At 72.2% G+C, this 21,400-nt stretch carries 17 protein-coding genes; 7 read left to right on the plus strand and 10 right to left on the minus strand.

Annotation, left to right across the window (positions count from 1 at the left end; genetic code table 11):
* The first annotated feature begins 21 nt into the window (after positions 1 to 21).
* Positions 22 to 255: an AbrB/MazE/SpoVT family DNA-binding domain-containing protein gene (locus tag BLV05_RS25060; RefSeq protein ID WP_046767646.1), complete on the plus strand. Its 234-nt coding sequence runs from the start codon at positions 22 to 24 to the stop codon at positions 253 to 255.
* Positions 239 to 664, plus strand: coding sequence for a type II toxin-antitoxin system VapC family toxin (locus BLV05_RS25065; RefSeq protein WP_046767645.1), 426 nt, complete (start codon positions 239 to 241; stop codon positions 662 to 664). The genes BLV05_RS25060 and BLV05_RS25065 overlap by 17 nt, the downstream gene beginning before the upstream one ends.
* Positions 665 to 1,070: 406 nt before the next feature.
* On the opposite strand, the gene miaB is transcribed toward BLV05_RS25065, so the two are convergent.
* Together miaB and BLV05_RS25075 are read right to left on the minus strand one after the other, a co-directional pair.
* Positions 1,071 to 2,567 carry a tRNA (N6-isopentenyl adenosine(37)-C2)-methylthiotransferase MiaB gene (gene miaB / locus BLV05_RS25070; protein WP_046767644.1) on the minus strand — a complete coding sequence of 499 codons (1,497 nt, stop codon included), beginning with the start codon at positions 2,565 to 2,567 and terminating at the stop codon, positions 1,071 to 1,073.
* Between the two features lie 21 nt (positions 2,568 to 2,588).
* The gene (locus BLV05_RS25075; protein ID WP_152690643.1) at positions 2,589 to 4,925 is read right to left on the minus strand and encodes a M14 family metallopeptidase; all 2,337 of its coding nucleotides are present in this window, start codon (positions 4,923 to 4,925) and stop codon (positions 2,589 to 2,591) included.
* Positions 4,926 to 5,234: 309 nt separating this feature from the next.
* Here BLV05_RS25075 and BLV05_RS25080 point away from each other — a divergent pair, with 309 nt between their 5' ends.
* The 4 genes from BLV05_RS25080 (at position 5,235) to BLV05_RS25095 (ending at position 8,527) form a co-directional block, all read left to right on the plus strand.
* Positions 5,235 to 5,990, plus strand: coding sequence for an amino acid ABC transporter ATP-binding protein (locus tag BLV05_RS25080; protein ID WP_046767643.1), 756 nt, complete (start codon positions 5,235 to 5,237; stop codon positions 5,988 to 5,990).
* 31 nt (positions 5,991 to 6,021) lie between these two features.
* Entirely contained in the window at positions 6,022 to 6,918 is an 897-nt protein-coding gene (locus BLV05_RS25085) for a glutamate ABC transporter substrate-binding protein (RefSeq protein WP_046767642.1), read from the plus strand.
* Positions 6,919 to 7,001: 83 nt separating this feature from the next.
* Positions 7,002 to 7,652 (plus strand): amino acid ABC transporter permease, encoded by a 651-nt coding sequence (locus tag BLV05_RS25090; protein ID WP_046767641.1) that lies wholly within the window; start codon positions 7,002 to 7,004, stop codon positions 7,650 to 7,652.
* Positions 7,649 to 8,527, plus strand: coding sequence for an amino acid ABC transporter permease (locus BLV05_RS25095; protein WP_046767640.1), 879 nt, complete (start codon positions 7,649 to 7,651; stop codon positions 8,525 to 8,527). Before BLV05_RS25090 ends, BLV05_RS25095 begins: the two co-directional genes overlap by 4 nt.
* Before the next feature lie 28 nt (positions 8,528 to 8,555).
* Here BLV05_RS25095 and rny read toward each other — a convergent pair whose 3' ends face one another.
* From rny to BLV05_RS25135, 8 genes are all read right to left on the minus strand, one after another.
* Positions 8,556 to 10,190, minus strand: a complete 1,635-nt coding sequence (gene rny, locus BLV05_RS25100; RefSeq protein ID WP_046767639.1) for a ribonuclease Y — start codon at positions 10,188 to 10,190, stop codon at positions 8,556 to 8,558.
* A 424-nt stretch (positions 10,191 to 10,614) separates the two neighbouring features.
* Positions 10,615 to 11,349, minus strand: coding sequence for a regulatory protein RecX (locus BLV05_RS25105; RefSeq protein WP_082155048.1), 735 nt, complete (start codon positions 11,347 to 11,349; stop codon positions 10,615 to 10,617).
* Positions 11,350 to 11,356: 7 nt separating this feature from the next.
* A complete protein-coding gene (gene recA, locus BLV05_RS25110) occupies positions 11,357 to 12,397 on the minus strand; it encodes a recombinase RecA (RefSeq protein WP_046767638.1) in 1,041 nt (346 codons plus the stop codon).
* A 154-nt stretch (positions 12,398 to 12,551) separates the two neighbouring features.
* A complete protein-coding gene (locus BLV05_RS25115; RefSeq protein ID WP_046767637.1) occupies positions 12,552 to 13,805 on the minus strand; it encodes an MFS transporter in 1,254 nt (417 codons plus the stop codon).
* On the minus strand, positions 13,798 to 14,397 hold the full coding sequence (locus BLV05_RS25120; RefSeq protein ID WP_157524304.1) for a hypothetical protein: 600 nt from the start codon (positions 14,395 to 14,397) through the stop codon (positions 13,798 to 13,800). The genes BLV05_RS25115 and BLV05_RS25120 overlap by 8 nt, the downstream gene beginning before the upstream one ends.
* Positions 14,390 to 15,265, minus strand: a complete 876-nt coding sequence (gene sigJ / locus BLV05_RS25125; protein ID WP_152690642.1) for an RNA polymerase sigma factor SigJ — start codon at positions 15,263 to 15,265, stop codon at positions 14,390 to 14,392. Before sigJ ends, BLV05_RS25120 begins: the two co-directional genes overlap by 8 nt.
* A 39-nt stretch (positions 15,266 to 15,304) precedes the next feature.
* Positions 15,305 to 16,066, minus strand: a complete 762-nt coding sequence (locus BLV05_RS25130; RefSeq protein WP_046767634.1) for an SDR family oxidoreductase — start codon at positions 16,064 to 16,066, stop codon at positions 15,305 to 15,307.
* An 87-nt stretch (positions 16,067 to 16,153) separates the two neighbouring features.
* Positions 16,154 to 16,348, minus strand: a complete 195-nt coding sequence (locus BLV05_RS25135; RefSeq protein WP_046767633.1) for a DUF3046 domain-containing protein — start codon at positions 16,346 to 16,348, stop codon at positions 16,154 to 16,156.
* A gap of 64 nt (positions 16,349 to 16,412) precedes the next feature.
* Between BLV05_RS25135 and BLV05_RS25140 the strand changes: the two genes are divergently transcribed.
* Positions 16,413 to 21,011 (plus strand): ATP-dependent helicase, encoded by a 4,599-nt coding sequence (locus BLV05_RS25140; protein ID WP_046767632.1) that lies wholly within the window; start codon positions 16,413 to 16,415, stop codon positions 21,009 to 21,011.
* Positions 21,012 to 21,400 lie beyond the last annotated feature (389 nt).

The raw sequence follows: 21,400 nt of genomic DNA on the forward strand, positions 1-21,400 counted from the left end.
ACGCGATGGTATCGTGATGGTATGAGGACAACCATCGACAAGGCAGGACGCCTGGTGCTGCCGAAACAACTGCGCGACCGGGTCGGCATGAGTGCCGGCGAGGTCGACGTCTACGTCGATGGTGCCGGCCTGCGCATCGAGCCGATCGCAGGTGAGGATGTCGAGGAGCGCGACGGGCGACTCGTCGTCCCCGCATCCGGAACCGTGATCGACGACGACCTCGTCCAGGCGCTGCGCGATGCCGACCGGCGGTGAGCTCGACCTCCTGGTCGATACGAGCGTCGCCGTCCCGCTGGTCGTCGCCGATCATGACCACCATGACTCCGTAGTGAGAGCCCTGGCGGGACAGCACCTCGGACTCGCCGGTCACGCCGCGTTCGAGACCTTCTCGGTGCTGACCCGGCTGCCGCCACCTGTCCGTCGCACGCCCGGTTCAGCGGTGCGCATGATGACGGCGAACTTCCCGCACAGCCGTCATGTGAGCCAGGAGGCCGCGGCCTCGATGCTCGAACAGCTCGCCTCCGCGGGTATCTCGGGCGGGGCGGTCTACGACGCCCTCGTCGGCCTCGCCGCGCGCGAGCACGGCGTAGTGCTGTGCACCCGAGACCGTCGCGCGCTCGAGACCTACCGAGCGCTCAACGTCGAGATCGAACTGATCGACTGACCAGCCCGTCACACTGGCTCAGACGATGGCGTCACGCCGGTGACGTGGCCTGCGGCGGGACGATCCGCAGCGTCCCTTCGCCGGCCGGTGAATTCGCAGGTCAGCCCGCCGGCAGCGGGTACCTTCATCGCCCTTGGAGCTCTGCCATCGGAAGAGACGGCAGAGCTCCATCGCGCGCGATCGCGGTCTGCCATCGGAAGAGACCGCAGAGCTCCATCGCGCGCGATCGCGGTCTGCCATCGGAAGAGACCGCAGAGCTCCATCGCGCGCGATCGCGGTCTGCCATCGGAAGAGACCGCAGAGCTCTAAGGGGTCGCGTCAGTACCGTGACCACGCACGACGCGGATCGAAGCAGCCGGGCGGCACCGGTCGGGCCGCGGAGCGGCGGCCGCGCGGCCAGGAACGGTCAGGCATGTCCGCAGGCGGGCGCGGCGGCGTCGGCGAGCGGCAGGGCGGCCGGGGCGCCGACCGTCGGCATGCCGATCAGCACCCCCGGCGCGGCCGCAGCGGGCGCCGTCGTCGCCCGTTCGTAGGCGTCGCCGGCCCGGCTGCGCCGCAGCGCGTAGGTGCCGCCGTCGGCCACCAGGTGGTGCGGCGCGGCATGGCTGACCCGCACCGTCACCAGGTCGCCCGGGCGCGGCCGCTCGGCGCCGTCGGGGACGGAGAAGTGCACCAGGCGGTTGTCGCGGGCCCGGCCGGACAGCCGGTGCGTCGCGCCGTCCTTGCGGCCCTCGCCCTCGGCGACCAGCACCTCGACGTCGCGGCTGACAAACGCAAGGGACTCCGCCCAGGCCACCTCTTCGACCAGCGACGCCAGCCTCTGGTAGCGCTCGCGTACGACCTCGGGCGGCACCTGGTCGTCCATGGTGGCGGCCGGCGTGCCGGGGCGCTTGGAGTACTGGAACGTGAACGCCGACGCGAACCGCGCCTCGCGGACGACGTGCAGCGTCTGCTCGAAGTCGTCGTCCGTCTCGCCCGGGAAGCCGACGATGATGTCGGTCGTGATGGCGGCGTGCGGCATCGCCTCGCGCACCTTCTCGACGATGCCGAGGTAACGCTCCTGCCGGTACGACCGGCGCATGGCCCGCAGCACGCGGTCGGAGCCGGACTGCAGCGGCATGTGCAGCTGCGGCATGACCGTGGGCGTGGACGCCATGGCGTCGATGACGTCGTCGGTGAAGTCGCGCGGGTGCGGGCTGGTGAACCGGACCCGCTCGAGGCCCTCGACCGCGCCGACGGTGCGCAGCAGCTTGCCGAACGCGAACCGGTCGCCGAACTCGACGCCGTAGGCGTTGACGTTCTGGCCGAGCAGCGTGACCTCGATGACGCCCTCGGCGACCAGCGCCTGCACCTCGGCCAGGACGTCGCCCGGCCGGCGGTCGCGCTCGCGCCCGCGCAGCGCCGGGACGATGCAGAACGTGCAGGTGTTGTTGCAGCCGACGCTGACGGCGACCCAGGCGGCGTACGGGCTCTCCCGCCGCGACGGGAGGTCGGACGGGAACGTCTCGAGCGCCTCGACGATCTCGACCTGCGCCTCCTGCTCGATGCGCGCGCGGTCGAGCAGCGCCGGCAGCGACCCGACGTTGTGCGTGCCGAAGACGACGTCGACCCAGGGCGCCCGGCGGGTGATCTCGGAGCGGTCCTTCTGCGCGAGGCACCCGCCGACGGCGATCTGCATGCCGTCGCGGGCGGCCTTCACCGACGCCAGGTGGCCGAGGTTGCCGTACAGCTTGTTGTCGGCGTTCTCGCGGACCGCGCAGGTGTTCAGCACGACGACATCGGCCGTCGCGCCGTCACCCGCGCGGGTGTAGCCCGCGTCCTCCAGCAGCCCGGCCAGCCGCTCGGAGTCGTGGACGTTCATCTGGCACCCGTAGGTGCGGACCTCGTACGTGCGCGCGTTCATGTCGCTACACAGGATAAGCGCTCAGCGCACGCGCACCGTGAACCGCTTGGTCCGCTCGGTCTGGCCCTTGACGTCGACGGAGATCCACCGGAACGTCGTGGTGGCGTCGACCTCGATGACCTCGCCGGGCTCGCGGACGTTCGCCGCCTCGTAGACCGGCGAGTCCGTCGTCGGCGTGCTGCCGTCGGTCGTGTAGTGGATGCTGGCCGGCTCGCTCGGCTCGAACGTCACGTGCACCGTGCCGTCGGCCTGGCGTTCCTGGATCAGCCGCGTGGTGGCCGGCCGCTGGTCCTGCCCGTAGGCCATGGCGATCTCGAACATCTCGATGACGCCGCTGGCGTACTCCTGGTACTGCAGGTCCGCCTCGGGCCACTCCGGGATGAAGCCGCCGCCGGAGTCGAACTCGCCGGTCTCCGGGTTCCACTGGACGCCGCCGATCTCCCAGCCGAAGGCGTAGATGCCGTAGTTGAAGTAGAGGTCCTCGCGGACGTTCCCGGCCGACGAGTACAGGACGTCGGACGAGCCGCCGACGTTGCCGGGCTGGACGACGGTGTCGCGCAGGCCCTTGACGTTGGACAGGATCTCCTCGGCCATCTCCCAGTAGTACGTCTCGTCGCGCAGCGGCGGGCGCGGCGTGGTGATGCGGCCGTCGGCGATGTAGGCGCCGGGCTGCCAGAACAGCTGGCCGCCGGAGCTGTGCACCGTCATGAAGAACTTGAGGTTGTCGTAGGTGTCGGCCAGCCAGACGATGTTCTGCGCCTCCGGCTCGGACAGCTTGTCCGGACCCATGTAGGTGTCGCTGGTGCAGGAGAACGAGGCGCCGTCGTAGCCGTCCAGCGCCGAGCCGACCCGGTAGTTGCGGTTGAGGTCGACGCCCCAGTTGCCGCGCGCCGTGACGTCGGCCTGCCCCGTCAGCGGGCAGTAGTTCGTCATGTTGCGGCGCTGGCCGGAGCGGTCGAAGAAGTTGTAGTGGCCGCCGTCGGGGTTGTTCGACGGGACGATGAGGATGTCGACGTTCTCGAGGATCCGCCGCGTGGTCGGGTCGTTGTCGCGGTTCGCCAGCAGGCGCTCCGCCGCCTCCAGCGCGACCAGCGGCGTCACCCGCTCGCGGGCGTGGTCCTGGGCGATGATCAGCACGCCCGGCCGGCTGCCGTCGCGGTGGTTGCCGATGCGCAGCGCCCGGATCGGGAACGGGTCGCGCGAGATCTCCGGCGGCGCGGCCAAGTTGTCGCTGAGCAGCGTCGGCGGGGCGGCCGCGACCACGTCGGCGCCGGCGTTGCCGCGGAAGGTGTACGCCAACACCTGCGTGCCGGCTTCAGCGTTCAGCGCGGCCACGACCTGCGCGGCGGTGCTGGTCACAGCCCCGGCCGCGTCGGTGGCCAGGTGGACGATGACCGCGTCGCCGTCGACGGTGACGTCCAGCGCGCTGCTCGCGACGCCGGAGTTGCGCAGCTCGACGGAGATGTCGTTGCCGCCCTCGTGCCCCCACGCCAGCGAGTCGACGCCGACCCGGCTGCCGTTCGTCGTCCCGAACAGCGCCTGGGCCAGCCGCCGGTAGCCGTTCGTCTCGTTCGGCAGCTCGACGATCTCGGTGACGTCCGGGTGGTCCTCGTGCAACTGCTCGAGCCGCTCGTAGACCTCGGTCGGGTTCAGGTACCCGTCGATGAAGCCGTACTCGTACCCGGGGCGGTCGATGTCGGCGCTGGTCTCGTGCAGCCAGTCGGTCACCGGCGCCGTCGAGCTGCCACCGAGCGAGCTGGTGACGCTGATCTCGTCCGGCCGCGGGCCGTCGACCCTGGTCAGCACCCGGTGGTACATGTACTCGTCGGAGTCGATGTACGCCGGGATCTCCACCGATCCGCCGTCCCAGCTCAGCGTCAGGTCGGCGGCGTCGAGCGCGTCGGACTTCACCTCGACGGAGAGGAAGCCCTGGCCCTTGGTGGTGAACCAGTCGACCCGCCCGATCGTGACGGTGTCGGCGTCGGCGGTGTCGGGCGCCGTGCCGCGGGCCGCGGGGGCCGACGGTGTCGCCGTCACCGCGCGCGGGGTCGCCTCGCCGGCCACGGCGGCGCCGAAGCCGTCCAGCCCGGCCAGTTGCTCGCCTGTGACCAGCGCGTCGACCAGGATGCCTTCGGGCAGCCGCTGGAACTCGCCGGTGAAGTCGTAGCCGGCGTCCTCCATCGCGTACAGGGCCTCGCTGCCCGGGACGTAGACGCGCACCACCTGCTCGTCCGGCAGCGGGAGCTCTTGCCGGACCGGGTCGGCGGCCGGCGCCGGGTCGCTGGCCTGGGCGGACAGCCCGGCGACGGTGAGTCCTGCCGTCGCGGCGACGACGAGGGCGAGGCGGGTCGTTCGCAACCGTGTGACCACGAGAACCTCCGGGGATGAAACCGCCATGTCACCGGCCGCTTCGGCGGGCAATTCGTCCGGTGTGTGGCGAATGATCGCACAGTACGGTGTGACAGCGCATGACTACGCCCACACAGCGGACGGCCGCACGTGCCGACGCGGGCGTTGTCGGTTTGTTACCAACCAGTGACCGCAACCGCAGCTCAAAGGGCATGACAGGCGGTCGTCTCCCCCATACCGTTGACGCTTGTCCCCGGGATCGTCGTGAAGGTGGTGGTGTGAGTCCATGAGCCGGAACCGCAGCCGGGGCGTCTCCCGATGAGCGTCGAGCCGGCCGGCGGCCCGCTGGTCGAGCTGCGCGACGTCAACAAGCACTTCGGCGCGCTGCACGTGCTGCGCGACATCAACCTGAGCGTCGCCCGCGGTGAGGTCGTCGTCGTCATCGGTCCGTCCGGGTCGGGCAAGTCGACGCTGTGCCGGACCATCAACCGCCTCGAGACCATCGACTCCGGCACCATCGCCGTCGACGGCCACCCGCTGCCCGCCGAGGGCAAAGAGCTGGCCCGGCTGCGCGCCGACGTCGGCATGGTGTTCCAGGCATTCAACCTGTTCGCGCACAAGACGGTGCTGCAGAACGTCACGCTCGGCCCGGTCAAGGCCAAGGGCGTCAAGAAGTCCGAGGCGGAGAAGACGGCGATGGAGCTGCTGGACCGCGTCGGCGTCGCCGACCAGGCCCGCAAGCTGCCCGCCCAGCTGTCCGGCGGCCAGCAGCAGCGCGTCGCCATCGCCCGGGCGCTGGCCATGAAGCCGAAGGTCATGCTCTTCGACGAGCCCACCTCCGCGCTCGACCCGGAGATGATCAACGAGGTGCTCGAGGTCATGATCGGCCTCGCCCACGATGGCATGACGATGATCGTCGTCACCCACGAGATGGGGTTCGCGCGCCGCGCCGCCAACCGCGTCGTCTTCATGGACGCCGGCAGCATCGTCGAGGAAGCCACCCCGGAGGAGTTCTTCACGAACGCGCAGAGCGACCGCGCCCGCGACTTCCTCAGCAAGATCCTGACGCACTGAGACCCGAAGAAAGTAAGCAGAGGAGAACACCATGCGAACCCCGCGATCCGGACTGCGGCGCTCCAGTGCGCTGGCGGTGCTGGCGCTGACCGCGTCGCTCGTCCTCACCGCCTGTGGTGACGACGACGGCGACGACGACGGCGCCACCACCGAGCCGACCGCCGACGCCGCCGACTTCCCCGAGGGCAGCACGATGGCCGAGCTGGCCGAGGCCGGCGAGATCACCGTCGGCACCAAGTTCGACCAGCCGCTGTTCGGCCTGGTCGGGCCCGACGGCACGCCCGTCGGCTTCGACGTCGAGATCGCCAAGATCATCGCCACCGAGCTGGGCATCAGCGAAGACAACATCACCTGGACCGAGACGGTCTCCGCCAACCGCGAGCCGTTCATCCAGGACGGCCAGGTCGACATCGTCGTGGCCACCTACACGATCAACGACGAGCGCAAGCAGCTGGTCGACTTCGCCGGCCCGTACTTCGAGGCCGGCCAGACGATCATGGTGCTCGAGTCGAACAGCGACATCAACGGCCCCGACGACCTCGCCGGCCGCCGCGTCTGCTCGGTCGAGGGCTCCACGCCGGCCGAGAACATCCGCACCGAGTACCCCGAGGCGGAGCTGTTCCCGACCGGGGCGTACTCCGACTGCCTCGAGCCGCTGCGCAACGGCCAGGTCGACGCCGTCACCACCGACAACGTCATCCTGTCCGGCTTCGTCGACCAGAACCCGGGCGAGTTCAAGCTGGTCGGTGAGACGTTCACCGAGGAGCCGTACGGCATCGGCCTGGAGCTCGGCGACACCGAGTTCCGGAACTGGATCAACGATGTGCTCGAGGCGGCCTACGAGGACGGCCGCTGGGAGCAGGCGTGGGAGGACACCGCGGGCGCGGTGCTGGACACTCCGGAGCCGCCGGCGGTCGACCGCTACTGACGGCCCGTCATCGGATGGACCGCCGCCCACGGTGCGCGGCGGTCCATCCGTTCTGAGTTCGACCGTCCGGGAAGGGCTGCCTGATGGACACCGTGATCGACGAGCTCCCGCTCTACTGGGACGGGTTCACCACCACACTCTCGCTCACCCTGCTGGCCGCTGTCATCGCGCTGGTGGTGGGGACGATCCTCGGTGCCTTCCGGGTGGCGCCGGTCCCGACGCTGCGCTGGTTCGGCACGGTGTACGTCGAGATCGTGCGGAACACGCCGCTGACGCTGGTGTTCATCTTCTTCGTGTTCGTGGCGCCGCAGCTGGGCTGGACGCCGTCCGACTTCTTCGCGCCCGCGGTGGTGGCGCTGTCGGTCTACACGGCGGCGTTCGTGTGCGAGGCGGTGCGGTCGGGCATCAACAGCGTCGGGCTCGGCCAGGCCGAGGCGTCGCGCGCCATCGGGCTGACGTTCCCGCAGACGCTGCGGCTGATCGTGCTGCCGCAGGCGTTCCGCACCGTGATCCCGCCGCTGATCAACATCTTCATCGCGCTGACGAAGAACAGCTCCGTCGCCGGCGGGTTCTTCGTGGCCGAGCTGTTCGGCGTCGCGCGGCAGCTGACCAACGCGCACCCGGCCGACATCATCCCCGTGCTGATCGTCATCGGCCTCTTCTACCTGATCATCACCATTCCGGCCGGAATCCTCGCCGGCTACGTCGAGCGGAAGGTGGCGTTCGCCCGATGAGCTCGATCCTGTACGACGCCCCCGGTCCGCGCACCCGCCGGCGCACCGCGATCTGGTCGATCGTCGGCGCCGTGTTCGTGCTCGGCGTGCTGTTCCTGGCCTACCGTCAACTCGACTCGCGCGACCAGTGGGACCCGGAGCGCTGGCAGATCTTCACCGACCCGCCGCTGGGGCAGTCCGCGAACGACGTGTGGACCTCGCTGCTGATCGACGGGCTGGGCGCGACGCTGCGAGCTGCCGGCATCGGCGCTGTCTTCGCGCTGGCCATCGGCGTGCTGCTGGCGGTGCTGCGGATGTCGACGTCGCGCTGGGTGAGCTGGCCGACGACCACCGTCATCGAGTTCTTCCGCGGCCTGCCGGTCGTGCTGCTGATGTTCTTCGGCGTCATCGCGATCGGCCTGCCGATCTTCTGGGGCGTCGTGTTCGGCCTGGTCGTCTACAACAGCGCGATCTTCGCCGAGATCCTGCGGGCCGGCATCGTGTCGCTGCCGAAGGGCCAGTCGGAGGCCAGCTACGCGATCGGGCTGAGCCGGCAGCAGACGCTGTTCACCGTGCTGCTCCCCCAGGCCGTGCGCCGGATGCTGCCGTCGCTGGTCAGCCAGCTGGTCGTGCTGCTGAAGGACACGTCGCTCGGGTTCATCATCGGCTACGCGGAGCTGCTGCGCCGCATCCAGCTGAACACGCAGTTCTTCGGGCAGCGCTACTGGTTCCAGTTCTTCGTCGTCGGCGCGGCCATCTACATCGCCGTCAACTTCACGCTGTCGCGGATCGCCGTCTACCTGGAGCGACGGGGCACGAAGAAGGCGGCCGGCGGCGTGGCGAAGGCCGACGACGCGGCCATCGGCGGCACCACCGCCACCGGCGTCTCCATGTGACGACCCGGGCTCGGCGTCAGCGTCAGCGTCAGCGGGCGAACTCCGTCGACCGGGACTCGCGGACGACGGTGATGCGGATCTGGCCGGGGTAGGTCAGCTCCTCCTCGACCTGCTTGGCAATGTCGCGGGCCAGCACCTGCGCCTGGATGTCGTCGACGACGTCGGGCAGCACCATGACGCGGACCTCGCGGCCGGCTTGCATAGCGAAGACCTTCTCGACGCCCTCGTGGCTCATCGAGATCTCCTCCAGCCGCTCCAGCCGCTTGACATACGCCTCGAGCGACTCGCGCCGGGCGCCGGGCCGGCCGCCTGAGATGGCGTCGGCGGCCTGCGTCAGCACCGCCTCGACGGTGCGCAGCTCGACCTCGTTGTGGTGCGCCTCGATGGCGTGGACGACGTCGTCGTTCTCGCCGTAGCGCCGGGCGATCTCGGCGCCGATGAGCGCGTGGCTGCCGTCGACCTCGTGCGTCAGCGCCTTGCCGATGTCGTGCAGCAGCGCGCACCGCTTGTTCAGCTTGATGTCGAGGCCGAGCTCGCCGGCCATCATGCCGGCCAGGTGCGCGGACTCGATGAGGTGCTTGAGCACGTTCTGCCCGTACGACGTCCGGTAGCGCAGCCGGCCGAGCAGCGCCACCAGGTCGGGGTGCATGTCGGTGATGCCCATCTCGACGAGCGCGTCCTCGCCGGCCCGCACGCACAGCGCCTCGACCTCGGCCTTGCTCTTCTCGTACTGCTCCTCGATGCGGTGCGGGTGGATGCGCCCGTCCAGCACCAGTTCCTCGAGCGTCAGCCGGGCGACCTCGCGGCGGACCGGGTCGAAGCAGGACAGCAGCACCGCCTCGGGCGTGTCGTCGATGATCAGGTTGACGCCGGTGACCTGCTCGAACGCGCGGATGTTGCGGCCCTCGCGGCCGATGATGCGGCCCTTCATCTCGTCGCCGGGCAGATGTAGCACGGACACGACCGACTCGGCCGTCTGCTCGCTGGCGAGGCGCTGGATGGCCAGCGTGATGATCTCGCGGGCGCGGGCCTGGCCGTTCTCGTTGGCTTCCTTCTCGATGTCGCGGACGCGCATGACGGCCGCGCGCTTCGCCTCGTCCTCGACGGTGGCGACCAGTTCGGCCTTCGCCTGCTCGGCGGTCAGCTGGGCGGTCCGCTCGAGGACGGCGCGACGCTCGGCCTCGAGCGCCGTCAGCTCCTCGGTCCGGGTGGCGAGTTCCGCCGTCTGCGTCTCGACCTCCTGCAGCCGCTCTTCCAGCGACTGGGTGTCGGCGGTGACGCGTTCCTCGCGTTCGACCAGCCGCTGCTCGCGGCGGTCGAGGTCGGCGCGCTGCTCACGCACGTCGGCGCCGGCCTGGTCGGCGCGCTCGCGGGCCGTCTCGGCCTCAGCGGTGGCGCGGTTCTTCAGCTCGGCGGCCTCGGTGGCGGCGGCCGCGCGCAGTTCCTCGGCCTCGCGCCGGGCCGCCGCCCTGACGTCGTCGGCCTCGCTCTGTGCGGTCGAACGCAGCCGCAACGAGTCGGCTTCGATCTGTGCGAACAGCTCAGCGGAGTTGGCGCGCGTGCCCTCGACGCCGCGGAGCCGACTGAACACGGCGTACAGCGCTACCGCCAGTAGCGCCACGACCACCAAGCCGACCAGCAGAATTGCTGTTCCGGTGTTCATCGGCGGGCTCCCTCACATATTGCGGTCTGCGCAGGCAAACCGGCTGATGGCGGGAAACCGCACCGCGACCGCACCCGCATCGGGGGCGATGCGAGTCTCGAACCACCGACGTGCCGCATCAGCGCTGCGGCACGCACACCTCGACGAGCCGCTTCGACCTGCCCTGCGCCGGCCTGGACGGTGCTGTGGTGTCGAGCATTGCCATGTTCACTATGTCCGATCCGCGGTCGCGGAGTTGTTCTCCACCTTTGGAGTTGAGGTTACGTAAGGGTGTACACACGGTCAAGCAGCGGGAACGCGCGTCGCCCGGTCTCCTGCGGCGCTGGGCTGGGCCGATGCCGATCCCGTTCCCCATGATCATGTCCTCTCGCGGTCGCTGACACGCCGCCAGCGCACATGATCAAGGTGAACGGGATCGGCGGGGTCAGTCGGCGAGGAAGTCGTCGGGGAGGTCCATGCCGTCGACGCCGTCGGACTCGAGGGCTTCGCGGACGACGCGGAAGGCCAGGCCGGGCGGGAAGCCCTTGCGGGCCAGCAGGCCGGTGAGCCGGCGGGTGCGGGCGACCGGGTCGAGGCGGCGGGTGCTCGGCAGCCGTGCGGCGACGAGGGCCCGAGCGGTCGCCTCTTCCTTCTCGGGATCGAGCGCCTCGACCGCGTCGTCGGCGACGGCGGGCTCGACGCCGCGTTTGCGCAGCTCGTAGCCGAGCGCCCGGCGAGCCAGGCCGCGACCGGCGTGCCGGGACTCGACCCACGCCCTGGCATACGCCGCGTCGTCGACCAGCCCGACGTCGGTGAACCGGTCGAGCACGCCGTCGCGGACGTCCTCGGGCACGCCCTTGCGCGCCATGGCGGCATCGAGCTGGGCGCGGGTCTGCGGCGCGACCGACAGCCGGTTCAGCGCGACCGTGCGCGCCACCGACTCGGGGTCGGCGTCGGGATCGAGGCCCGGCTCCGCGCCGCCCCGCCCGCCGGCCGCACGACGGCCGGTCGCCCCGCGCCCGCCGCGCCGGAGCTCACTGCTCTCCCCCGGCTCACGGCGGCGGCGCTCGGCCGCCCGCCGACGCTGCGGCTCGCCATCGGGGACGTCGGCAGCGTCGTCGGCGCTGTCGGGGGCGTCCGGGCGGCCGCGTCGCGACCGCCCGGCGGAGCTGCTCACCATGGCTGGCTCAGAAGTCGACCGGGGCCTCTGCGGCCACGGTGGCGTCGACCTTCGGGCCGACGCCGAGCTTCTCCTTGATCTTCTTCTCGATCTCGTCGGCGAGGTCGGGGTTGTCCTTGAGGAAGTTGCGGGCGTTCTCCTTGCCCTGCCCCAGCTGGTCGCCCTCGTAGGTGTACCAGGCACCGGACTTGCGCACGATGCTCTGCTCGACGCCGAGGTCGATGAGGCCGCCCTCGCGGCTGATGCCCTCGCCGTAGATGATGTCGAACTCGGCCTGCTTGAACGGCGGGGCCACCTTGTTCTTGACCACCTTGACGCGGGTGCGGTTGCCGACCGCGTCGGTGCCGTCCTTGAGCGTCTCGATGCGGCGGACGTCGAGGCGGACGGAGGCGTAGAACTTCAGTGCCTTGCCGCCGGTGGTGGTCTCGGGCGAGCCGAAGAACACGCCGATCTTCTCACGCAGCTGGTTGATGAAGATGGCGGTGGTCTTCGACTGGCTCAGCGCACCGGCGATCTTGCGCAGCGCCTGGCTCATCAGCCGGGCCTGCAGGCCGACGTGGCTGTCGCCCATCTCGCCCTCGATCTCGGCCCGCGGCACCAGCGCGGCCACGGAGTCGACGACGATGATGTCGAGCGCACCGGAGCGGATGAGGGTGTCGGCGATCTCGAGCGCCTGCTCACCGGTGTCGGGCTGCGAGACCAGCAGGGAGTCGGTGTCGACCCCCAGCGCCTTCGCGTAGTCGGGGTCGAGCGCGTGCTCGGCGTCGATGAAGCCCGCGACGCCGCCGGCTCGCTGGGCGTTGGCCACCGCGTGCAGCGCGACGGTCGTCTTGCCGGAGGACTCCGGGCCGTAGATCTCGACCACCCGGCCCCGCGGCAGCCCGCCGATGCCGAGCGCGACGTCGAGGGAGATGGCTCCGGTGGGGATCACCTCGATGGGCACCCGGGCCTCGTCGCCCAGGCGCATCACCGAGCCCTTGCCGAACGAGCGCTCGATCTGTGCGAGCGCGGTCTCCAGCGCCTTGTCGCGGTCCGCGGGAACAGCCATGGGCACCACCTGGGGTCGACGGGCCGGCGCACGGCCCTGCGTTTTCTTGGTCATCGCCGGAGACGTTACGCGGTGCCACCGACAAGATCGAGAACGAATTCCCGAGACTGTGGACAACCTCGCCAACCGGTCTCCGGTGTGGACAGATGAGACTCTATGCCGAACGGGTGTTCGAGAGCGAGCGACACGCCGGAATCAGCATCGCGACGACCGGAGCGACCAGCAGGACGGCGGCGGCCGCGTTCAGCACGCCGTACCCGAACGACCCGACGACAACCCCGGCCAGCGCTCCCCCGCCGGCCGCCGCCAGCCCCATCAGCAGGTCGGACGCGCCCTGCACGGCCGGCCGGTCCTCGGCGCCGACGGCGTCGGTGAGCAGCGTCGACCCGGCCACCATGCACGCCGACCAGCCGAGGCCGAGCAGGAACAACCCGGCCGTCAGCCCCGCCGAGTGCCCCTCGTGCGCCGTCCCCGCCAAGGCCACCGACGCCAGCAGCACGATCACCCCGCCCAGGATCACCGGCACCCGGCCGACGCGGTCGGCCAGCCAGCCCATGACCGGCGACAACGCATACATGCCGGCGACGTGCACGCTGATGACGAAGCCGATGACGGAGATCGACGCGCCGCCGTGCGTCATGTGCACCGGCGTCATGACCATGACGGTCACCATCACGGTGTGCCCGACGACGATGGCGACCAGCCCCAGCACCGCGGGCGGGCTGGCCGCGATCGCCGTCCACCCGGCCCGGAACACACCCCGCCGCCGCACCGGCGCACCACCCGCCGCACCCCCTAGCCGGCGCGCCGTCAGCAGCGGATCGGGGCGCAGCCCGGCCAGGACGACCAGCGCGCCGACGCCCAGCACGACGGCGCCGACGAGGAACGGCCCGGCCAGCGGCTCGATGCCCAGCGACGACGCGAGGTCACCGGCCGGTCCGGCCAGGTTGGGCCCGGCCACCGCCCCCACCGTCGTCGACCAGACGACGACGGACAGCGCGCGGCCCCGGCTCCCGGCCGGCGCGAGGTCGGTCGCGGCGTAGCGGGCCTGCAGCCCGGCCGTCGTCCCGCCGCCCAGCAGCGCCGTCCCCACCAGCAGCAACGCGAACAGCTCCAGCTGCGTGCCCACGACCGCGATCAGCGCGCCGGCCGCGCCCAGTCCGTACGCCAGCCCGAGCCCGACCCGCCGCCCGTACGACACCGCCAGCGACGCCGCCGGCATGGCCAGCAGCGCCGCGCCGAGCACCTGCGCGCTCTGCACCAGTCCGGACAGGTCCTCGCGGCCGAACACGTCGGTGACGACGACGGCGCCGACGGCGATCGCGGCGGACACGCCGAGCCCGCCCGCGACCTGGCTGGCGACCAGCGTGCGGACGGTGTGCCGCTGGACGGACTCGGCCTCACCCATCCGCCGCCTCGACCACGTTCCGGACGTAGAACATGTACCAGAGCCGGACCGGTGTTCCCTCGCCCTCGCCGATGGCCATGCCGGGCTTGATCGCGGTGGACACCTCACCGTTCGCGCCGTTGTAGTTGTCCTCGTGGCGTGTCACGTTGACGTCGGCGGTCTCGGCCCACCGCGCACTCTCGGCCCATTCGGCGACCTGCGCGGCGTCGACGCCGAGGAGCTCCGCGTCCGCCACCATCCGGTCGGCGGCGGCCTGCCCGTCGGCCTCGGTCCAGAACAGGTCGACGGAGTCCACGTAGCCGTGCCGGGTGGTCACCGTCATCTCCTCGGTGCGCCCGGACCAGGTGCCGGTGGGGAGCGTGAGGCTCACGGTGGGGTCCTCGGGCACGTCGACGATCACCATCTCGTCATCCGGGAGTCCCAGGGCCGCCGCCTCGAGCGGCTGGGTCAGGTCCCACTGCAGGCTGTTCCGGTCGCCGAAGAGCTGGGCGCCGTCGTCGTCCTCGTCGCCGCCGACGCTGACGGTGCACCCGGCCGTCACCGCCAACCCGAGGATCGCGGCGAGGACGACCTGGCGCATGCGGTCACTCATGCGGCGCGAACTGTCGCAGCTTGTCGGGGTTGACGACGAAGAAGACCCGCTCGACGCCCCGCTCGGTGGCGTCGAGGGTGAGGACCGCGAGCGGCGTGCCGGCGCCGTCGGCGACCAGCATGCCGGCCTCGCCGTTGACGTCGACGACGGTGAAGGCGGCGGCCTGCCAGTACTTGCGCAGGATGTTGTCGATGAACAGGACGACCCGCGCGGCGCCGTACAGCTCGACCTTGGACGCGTGCACCTTGCCGCCGCCGTCGGGCCGCGCGACGACGTCCTGCGTGAACAGCCGCTCGAGCGCCTCGAGGTCACCGTCGCGCGCCGCGGAGACGAACGTCTCGAGCAGCTGACGGCGGACGGCGGGCGGGGCCGGCGCGGCCCGTCCGGACTCCAGGGCCAGACGGGCACGCCGGGCCAGCTGGCGGGCGTTGGCCTCGGAGATCTCCAGAATCTCGCCGATGCGCCGGTAGGGGTAGTCGAACGCCTCGTGCAGGACGTACACCGCCCGCTCGGCCGGGCCGAGCTTCTCGAGCAGCAGCAGGACGGCGAGGTCGAGCGCCTCGGCCCGCTCCGCACCCAGAGCGGGGTCGTCGCTGGTGTCGACCGGTTCGGGCAGCCACGGGCCGGGGTACGTCTCGCGGCGCACCCGGGCCGACGTGGCCGCCGTCAGCGCCAGCCGGGTCGCCGTGGTGGTGAGGAACGCGGCCGGGTTCTGGACCTCGCTGCGGTCGGTGCGCTGCCAGCGGATCCAGGCGTCCTGGACGATGTCCTCGGCCTCGGCGACGCTGCCCAGCATGCGGTAGGCGATGCCGAACAGCTGCGGCCGTACGTCGAGGAAGTCGGCGACGCCGTCGGTGTCCGTGGTCACCGAGCCAATCTATCCGGACCGGGCCCCGCCCGGCGGGGACTACTGGGCGGCTCTGGCCGCCTGCTCCGCGCTCCAGTCGGCCAGCAGCGTCGGGCCCTGACGGGCCGGGCCGGCGGGGACGAGCGTGTCCTCGGCGAGCGCCGCGCCGAAGTAGCGTGCCGACGGGTCCGTGCGGACCTCGCGCGGGTCGTGGCGGGCGGCGAGGGTCGTGCGGACGAGCTCGTCGAGCCGGAACCGCTCCGGACCGGCGACATCGACGACACCGTTCACCGGGCTGCCGACCGCGACGTCGGCGACGGTCGCCGAGACGTCCCGCGCGGCGATCGGCTGGATGTACACCGGCGCCAGGCTGACGACGCCGTCGCGCGTCGCGCCGTCGGTGATGCCCTTCAGGAACTCGAAGAACTGGGTCGCGTGGACGAGCGAGTAGGGCACGGAGGAGGCGGTGATCAGCTGCTCCTGGGCGATCTTCCCGCGGAAGTAGCTGCTCTCGGCCAGCAGGTCGGTGCCGACGACGGACAGTGCGACGTGGTGCCCGATGCCGGCCTTCTCCTCGGCCGCGAGGAGGTTGCCGGTGGACGTCTGGAAGAACTCGCGCACCTCGGGGCCCTCCAGCGTCGGCGAGTTGGACACGTCGACGACGACGTCGGCGCCGTCGAGCGCCTCGGACAGCCCCTCACCGGTCAGCGTGTTGACGCCGGTGTTGGGTGCGGCCGGCACGGCCTCGTGGCCCTGCTCGGCGAGGAGCGAGACGGCCTTCGAGCCGATCAGCCCGGTGCCGCCGATGACGACGATCTTCATGGTGCAGCCTTTCAGGAGGGTCCGCGGCGGTCGGCGACCGCCCCTACACCTGGACGACCGGACAGCCCGCGGATCCGTGACACGGCCTCAGCGCTGGCCCGGCGGCAGCCGCAGCGCGTCGGCGACGGCGCGCCAGACGACCTTGGTGTCCTCGCCGGCCTCGAGGGCCTGGTGCACCGTGCGCCCGCCGAGCCCGTCGATGACGTAGTCGCGCGCCCACGAGTCCGCGTAGGTCGCGCCCAGATGGTGTTCCATCCGCTCCCAGAAGTCCGTCAGCCGCACGGCGTCAGTATCCCTCATCGCGAACGGAGCGGACCTTGTCGGTGGCGCGAGCGATGATGGGTCCATGGGTGACGTCCTCGAGCTGTTCGGCCCGGCCACGCGTGCGTGGTTCGCCGGGTCGTTCGCCGCGCCCACGGCGGCGCAGGAGGGCGCCTGGCGTTCGGTCTCGGCGGGGAACAACGCGCTGGTGGTGGCGCCGACGGGGTCGGGCAAGACGCTGGCGGCGTTCCTCTGGGCGCTCGACCGGCTGGCGGCCGAGCCCGAGCCCGACGACCCTACGCACCGCTGCCGGGTCCTCTACGTCTCGCCGCTGAAGGCGCTGACGGTCGACGTCGAGCGCAACCTGCGCTCGCCGCTGGCCGGCATCGGGCACGCCGCGAGCCGGCTGGGTCTGGCCGCGCCCGGCATCAGCGTCGGCGTCCGCACCGGCGACACCCCGGCCGACGAGCGCCGCCGGTTCGCCAAGCACCCGCCCGACATCCTCATCACCACGCCCGAGTCGCTGTTCCTGCTGCTCACGTCGCAGGCGCGCGAGGCGCTGCGGCACGTCGAGACCGTCGTGGTCGACGAGGTGCACGCGGTCGCCGGCGGCAAGCGCGGCGCGCACCTGGCGTTGTCGCTGGAGCGGCTCGACGCGCTGCTCGAGCAGCCGGCGCAGCGCATCGGGCTGTCCGCGACGGTGCGGCCCATCGAGGAGGTGGCCCGGTTCCTCGGCGGCGGCCGCCCGGTCGAGGTCGTCGCGCCGCCCAGCGAGAAGCGGTGGGACCTCCAGGTCGTCGTCCCGGTGCCCGACCTCGACGAGCTCGACGCGGCGGCCCCGCCGGTCCCGGCCCCGGTCGGGTTCGACGACGGCGACGGCGGCAGCGGTACGGCGTCCATCTGGCCGCACGTCGAGCAGCGCGTCGTCGACCTCGTCGAACGGCACCAGTCCACCATCGTGTTCGCCAACTCGCGGCGGCTGGCCGAGCGGCTGACGGCGCGGCTGAACGAGATCGCCGCCGAGCGGGCCGATGACCGTCCGCCCGAGGAGAAGCCGGCCACCAACCACCCGCCGCCGGCGTCGCTGATGGCGCAGGCGGGGTCGTCGCACGGCGCGGCGGCGACCATCGCGCGGGCCCACCACGGCTCGGTCAGCAAGGAGCAGCGGGCGCTCATCGAGGACGACCTCAAGTCCGGCCGGCTGCCCGCCGTCGTCGCCACCAGCAGCCTCGAGCTGGGCATCGACATGGGCGCGGTCGACCTCGTCGTGCAGGTCGAGTCGCCGCCGTCGGTGGCCAGCGGGCTGCAGCGGGTCGGCCGGGCCGGTCACCAGGTCGGCGCGGTGTCCAGCGGCGTGCTGTTCCCGAAGTACCGCGGCGACCTCGTGCAGACCGCCGTCGTCGCCGAGCGCATGGTGTCGGGACAGATCGAGCAGCTGAACGTCCCGCGCAACCCGCTCGACGTGCTCGCGCAGCAGGTCGTCGCCATGGTGGCCATGGACGACTGGCCGGTCGACGAGCTCCTCACACTCGTCCGGCGGGCGCACCCGTTCGCCACGCTGCCGCAGTCGTCCTACGACGCCGTGCTCGACATGCTGGCCGGGCGCTACCCGTCCGACGAGTTCGCCGAGCTGCGGCCGCGGCTGGTCTGGGACCGCACCGGCGGGGTGCTCAGGGGCCGGCCGGGCGCCCAGCGACTCGCCGTCACCAGCGGCGGCACCATCCCCGACCGCGGCCTGTTCGGCGTCTTCCTGGTCGGCTCCGACCCCCGGCGCGGCGGCGCGCGGGTCGGCGAGCTGGACGAGGAGATGGTGTACGAGTCGCGGGTCGGCGACGTGTTCGCGCTCGGCGCCACCAGCTGGCGCATCGAGGACATCACGCACGACCGCGTCATGGTCTTCCCCGCGCCCGGGCACCCGGGCAAGCTGCCGTTCTGGCACGGCGACACGCTGGGCCGGCCGGCCGAGCTGGGCGCGGCCGTCGGCGGCTTCGTCCGCGAGATCAACAAGCTGCCCGACCCGAAGGCGCGCGAGCGGGCCGCCAGCGCCGGGCTGGACGAATGGGCCGTCGACAACCTCGTCGACTACATCCGCGACCAGCGCCAGGCCACCGGCCACGTGCCCGACGACCGCACGCTGGTGGTCGAGCGGTTCCGCGACGAGCTCGGCGACTGGCGGCTGGTGGTGCACTCGCCATACGGCGCGCGGGTGCACGCACCGTGGGCGCTGGCCATCGGAGCGCGGCTGCGCGAGCGGTACGGCGTCGACGTCCAGGCCGCCCACGCCGACGACGGCATCGTGCTGCGCATCCCCGACACGCTGGATGGTGTGGACGAGCTGTCGGGCACTGAGGCGCCCGACGCCCGGCTGGTCGTGCTCGACCCCGACGAGCTCGACGACATCGTCACCGGCGAGGTCGGCGCGTCGGCGTTGTTCGCGTCGCGGTTCCGCGAGTGCGCCGCGCGGGCGCTGCTGCTGCCCCGCCGCTCCCCCGACCGCCGGTCGCCGCTGTGGCAGCAGCGGCAGCGGTCGGCCCAGCTGCTGCAGGTGGCGTCGAAGTACGGCTCGTTCCCCATGCTGCTCGAGACCATGCGCGAGTGCCTGCAGGACGTCTACGACCTCGACGGCCTGCGCGACCTCATGCGCCGCGTCGCCGGCCGGCAGGTCAAGGTGGTCGAGGTCGAGACGCCCACGCCGTCGCCGTTCGCGCGGTCGCTGCTGTTCGGGTACGTCGCGGCGTTCATGTACGAGGGCGACTCCCCGCTGGCCGAGCGGCGGGCCCAGGCGCTGACGCTCGACTCCGCGCTGCTGGCCGAGCTGCTCGGGCAGACCGAGCTGCGCGAGCTGCTCGACCTCGAGGTGGTCGAGCGCACCGAGGCCGAGCTGCAGCGGCTGGTCCCCGAGCGGCGCGCGCAGAATGTCGAGGCGGTCGCCGACCTGCTCCGGCTGCTCGGCCCGCTGACCACCGACGAGGTGGCGGCCCGGTCCGCTGAGCCGGCCGACGCCGCCGGGCACCTCGACGAGCTGGTGCGGCAGCGGCGGGTCATCGGGGTGCGCATCGCCGGTCGGGACGTCTGGGCAGCCGTCGAGGACGCCGCCCGGCTGCGCGACGCGCTCGGCGTGGCGCTGCCCGGCGGGGTGCACGACGCGTTCACCGCGCCGGTGCCCGACCCGCTCGGCGACATCGTGGCCCGGTACGCCCGCACCCATGGCCCGTTCCACGCCGGCGACCTTGCCGAGCGGTTCGGGCTGGGGGTCGCCGTCGTGGTGTCGACGCTGCGCCGGCTGGCCGCCGAGGGGCGAGTGGTCGAGGGCGAGCTGCGGCCCGGTAGTTCCGGCACTGAGTGGTGCGACGCCGAGGTACTGCGGCTGCTGCGGCGCCGGTCGCTGGCGGCGCTGCGCAAGGAGGCCGAGCCGGTCGACGCCGCGACGCTGGGCCGGTTCCTGCCGGCGTGGCAGTCGGTGGGCAGTGCGCTGCGCGGTCCCGACGGCGTGCTGCGGGTGGTCGAGCAGCTCGGCGGGGCGGCTGTGCCGGCGAGTGCGCTGGAGTCGCTGGTGCTGCCGGCCCGGGTCGCGGCCTATTCCCCGGCCTGGCTGGACGAGCTGACCGCGGCCGGCGAGGTGGTGTGGTCCGGGCACGGCACGCTGCCGGGGTCCGACGGCTGGGTGTCGCTGCACCTGGCCGACGCCGCTCACCTGACCCTGCCCGACGTCGATCTCGCCGACGCCGACGGCGAGCTGCACCGGGCCGTCGTCGAGACGCTGACCGGCGGCGGGGCGTACTTCTTCCGGCAGCTCAGCGACGCGGTGGCGAGTCGGGTCACGACGCCGCCGGAGGACGCCGCGCTGACGACGGCACTGTGGGATCTCGTGTGGGCCGGGCTGGTCACCAACGACACGCTGGCGCCGATGCGCTCGCTGCTTACCGGGCGGCCGGCGCACCGGGCCCGGCCTTCGCGCCCGCGGTCGCGCTATGCCCGCGGCCGCCCGGCGATGCCGTCGCGCACCGGTCCCCCGGCGGCGGCCGGCCGCTGGTCGCTGCTGCCCGACCGCGACACCGACACCACCCGCCGGGCGCACGCCGCCGCCGAGTCGCTGCTCGACCGTCACGGCGTCGTCACCCGCGGCGCCGTTCAGGCCGAGCGGCTGCCCGGCGGGTTCGCGGCGGCCTACCGGGTGCTGTCGGCGTTCGAGGACACCGGCCGGGCCCGCCGCGGCTACTTCGTCGCCGGCCTGGGCGCGGCCCAGTTCGGTACGCCCGGCGCGGTCGACCGACTCCGCACCTTCGCCCAGCCCGACGACGCGCGGCCGACGAGCGCCCTGGTGCTGGCCGCCACCGACCCCGCCAACCCCTACGGCGCGGCGCTGCCCTGGCCCGACCGCGGCGAGTCCGGGTCGGCCGGGCATCGGCCAGGCCGCAAGGCCGGCGCCCTGGTCGTGCTCATCGACGGCGCCCTCTCGCTGTACGTCGAGCGCGGCGGCCGCACACTGCTCTCCTGGACTGACGACGCCGGCCACCTGCGCGCCGCGGCCGACGCACTGGCGCTGTCGGTGCGCGAGGGCGCACTCGGCGCCCTCCGGGTCGAACGCGCCGACGGCGAACAGGTCACCACCACGCCGCTCGGCGAGGCGCTCACCGCGGCCGGCTTCCACATCACCCCGCGCGGCCTCCGCCTCCGCGGTTGACCGGCACACCCCCGGCCGTCGCCCTCGCTGACGCTCTCGACGTCGGCGCCGCCGCCGGGCCGCGGCTGGCCGGCGTGTGAGGCGGCGATCGGCGGGCGTCGCGACCGGCTGAGCGTCCGAGCGCGCACTGGCGTGTTGACTTGAGAGCCAACAGTTGGCGCTGGTGTCAACCCGCCGATTCGGAGCCTCTGACCCCGGCCGGCTTCCACGTCACCCCGTGCGGCCTCGACCTCCGCTGGGGACCGGTACACCCGCCATCGCGCTCGGCGAGCCCCTCGACGCGTCACGACCGGCTGAATGTCGGGGCGCGTTCTGGCGTGTTGACTTGAGAGCCAACAGTTGGCGCTGAGGTCAACCCCTCGAGACGGAGCCCCTGACCCTCTGACCCG

The sequence above is a fragment of the Jiangella alkaliphila genome (genome assembly GCF_900105925.1).
In the GTDB taxonomy this organism is placed as follows: Bacteria; Actinomycetota; Actinomycetes; order Jiangellales; family Jiangellaceae; genus Jiangella; species Jiangella alkaliphila.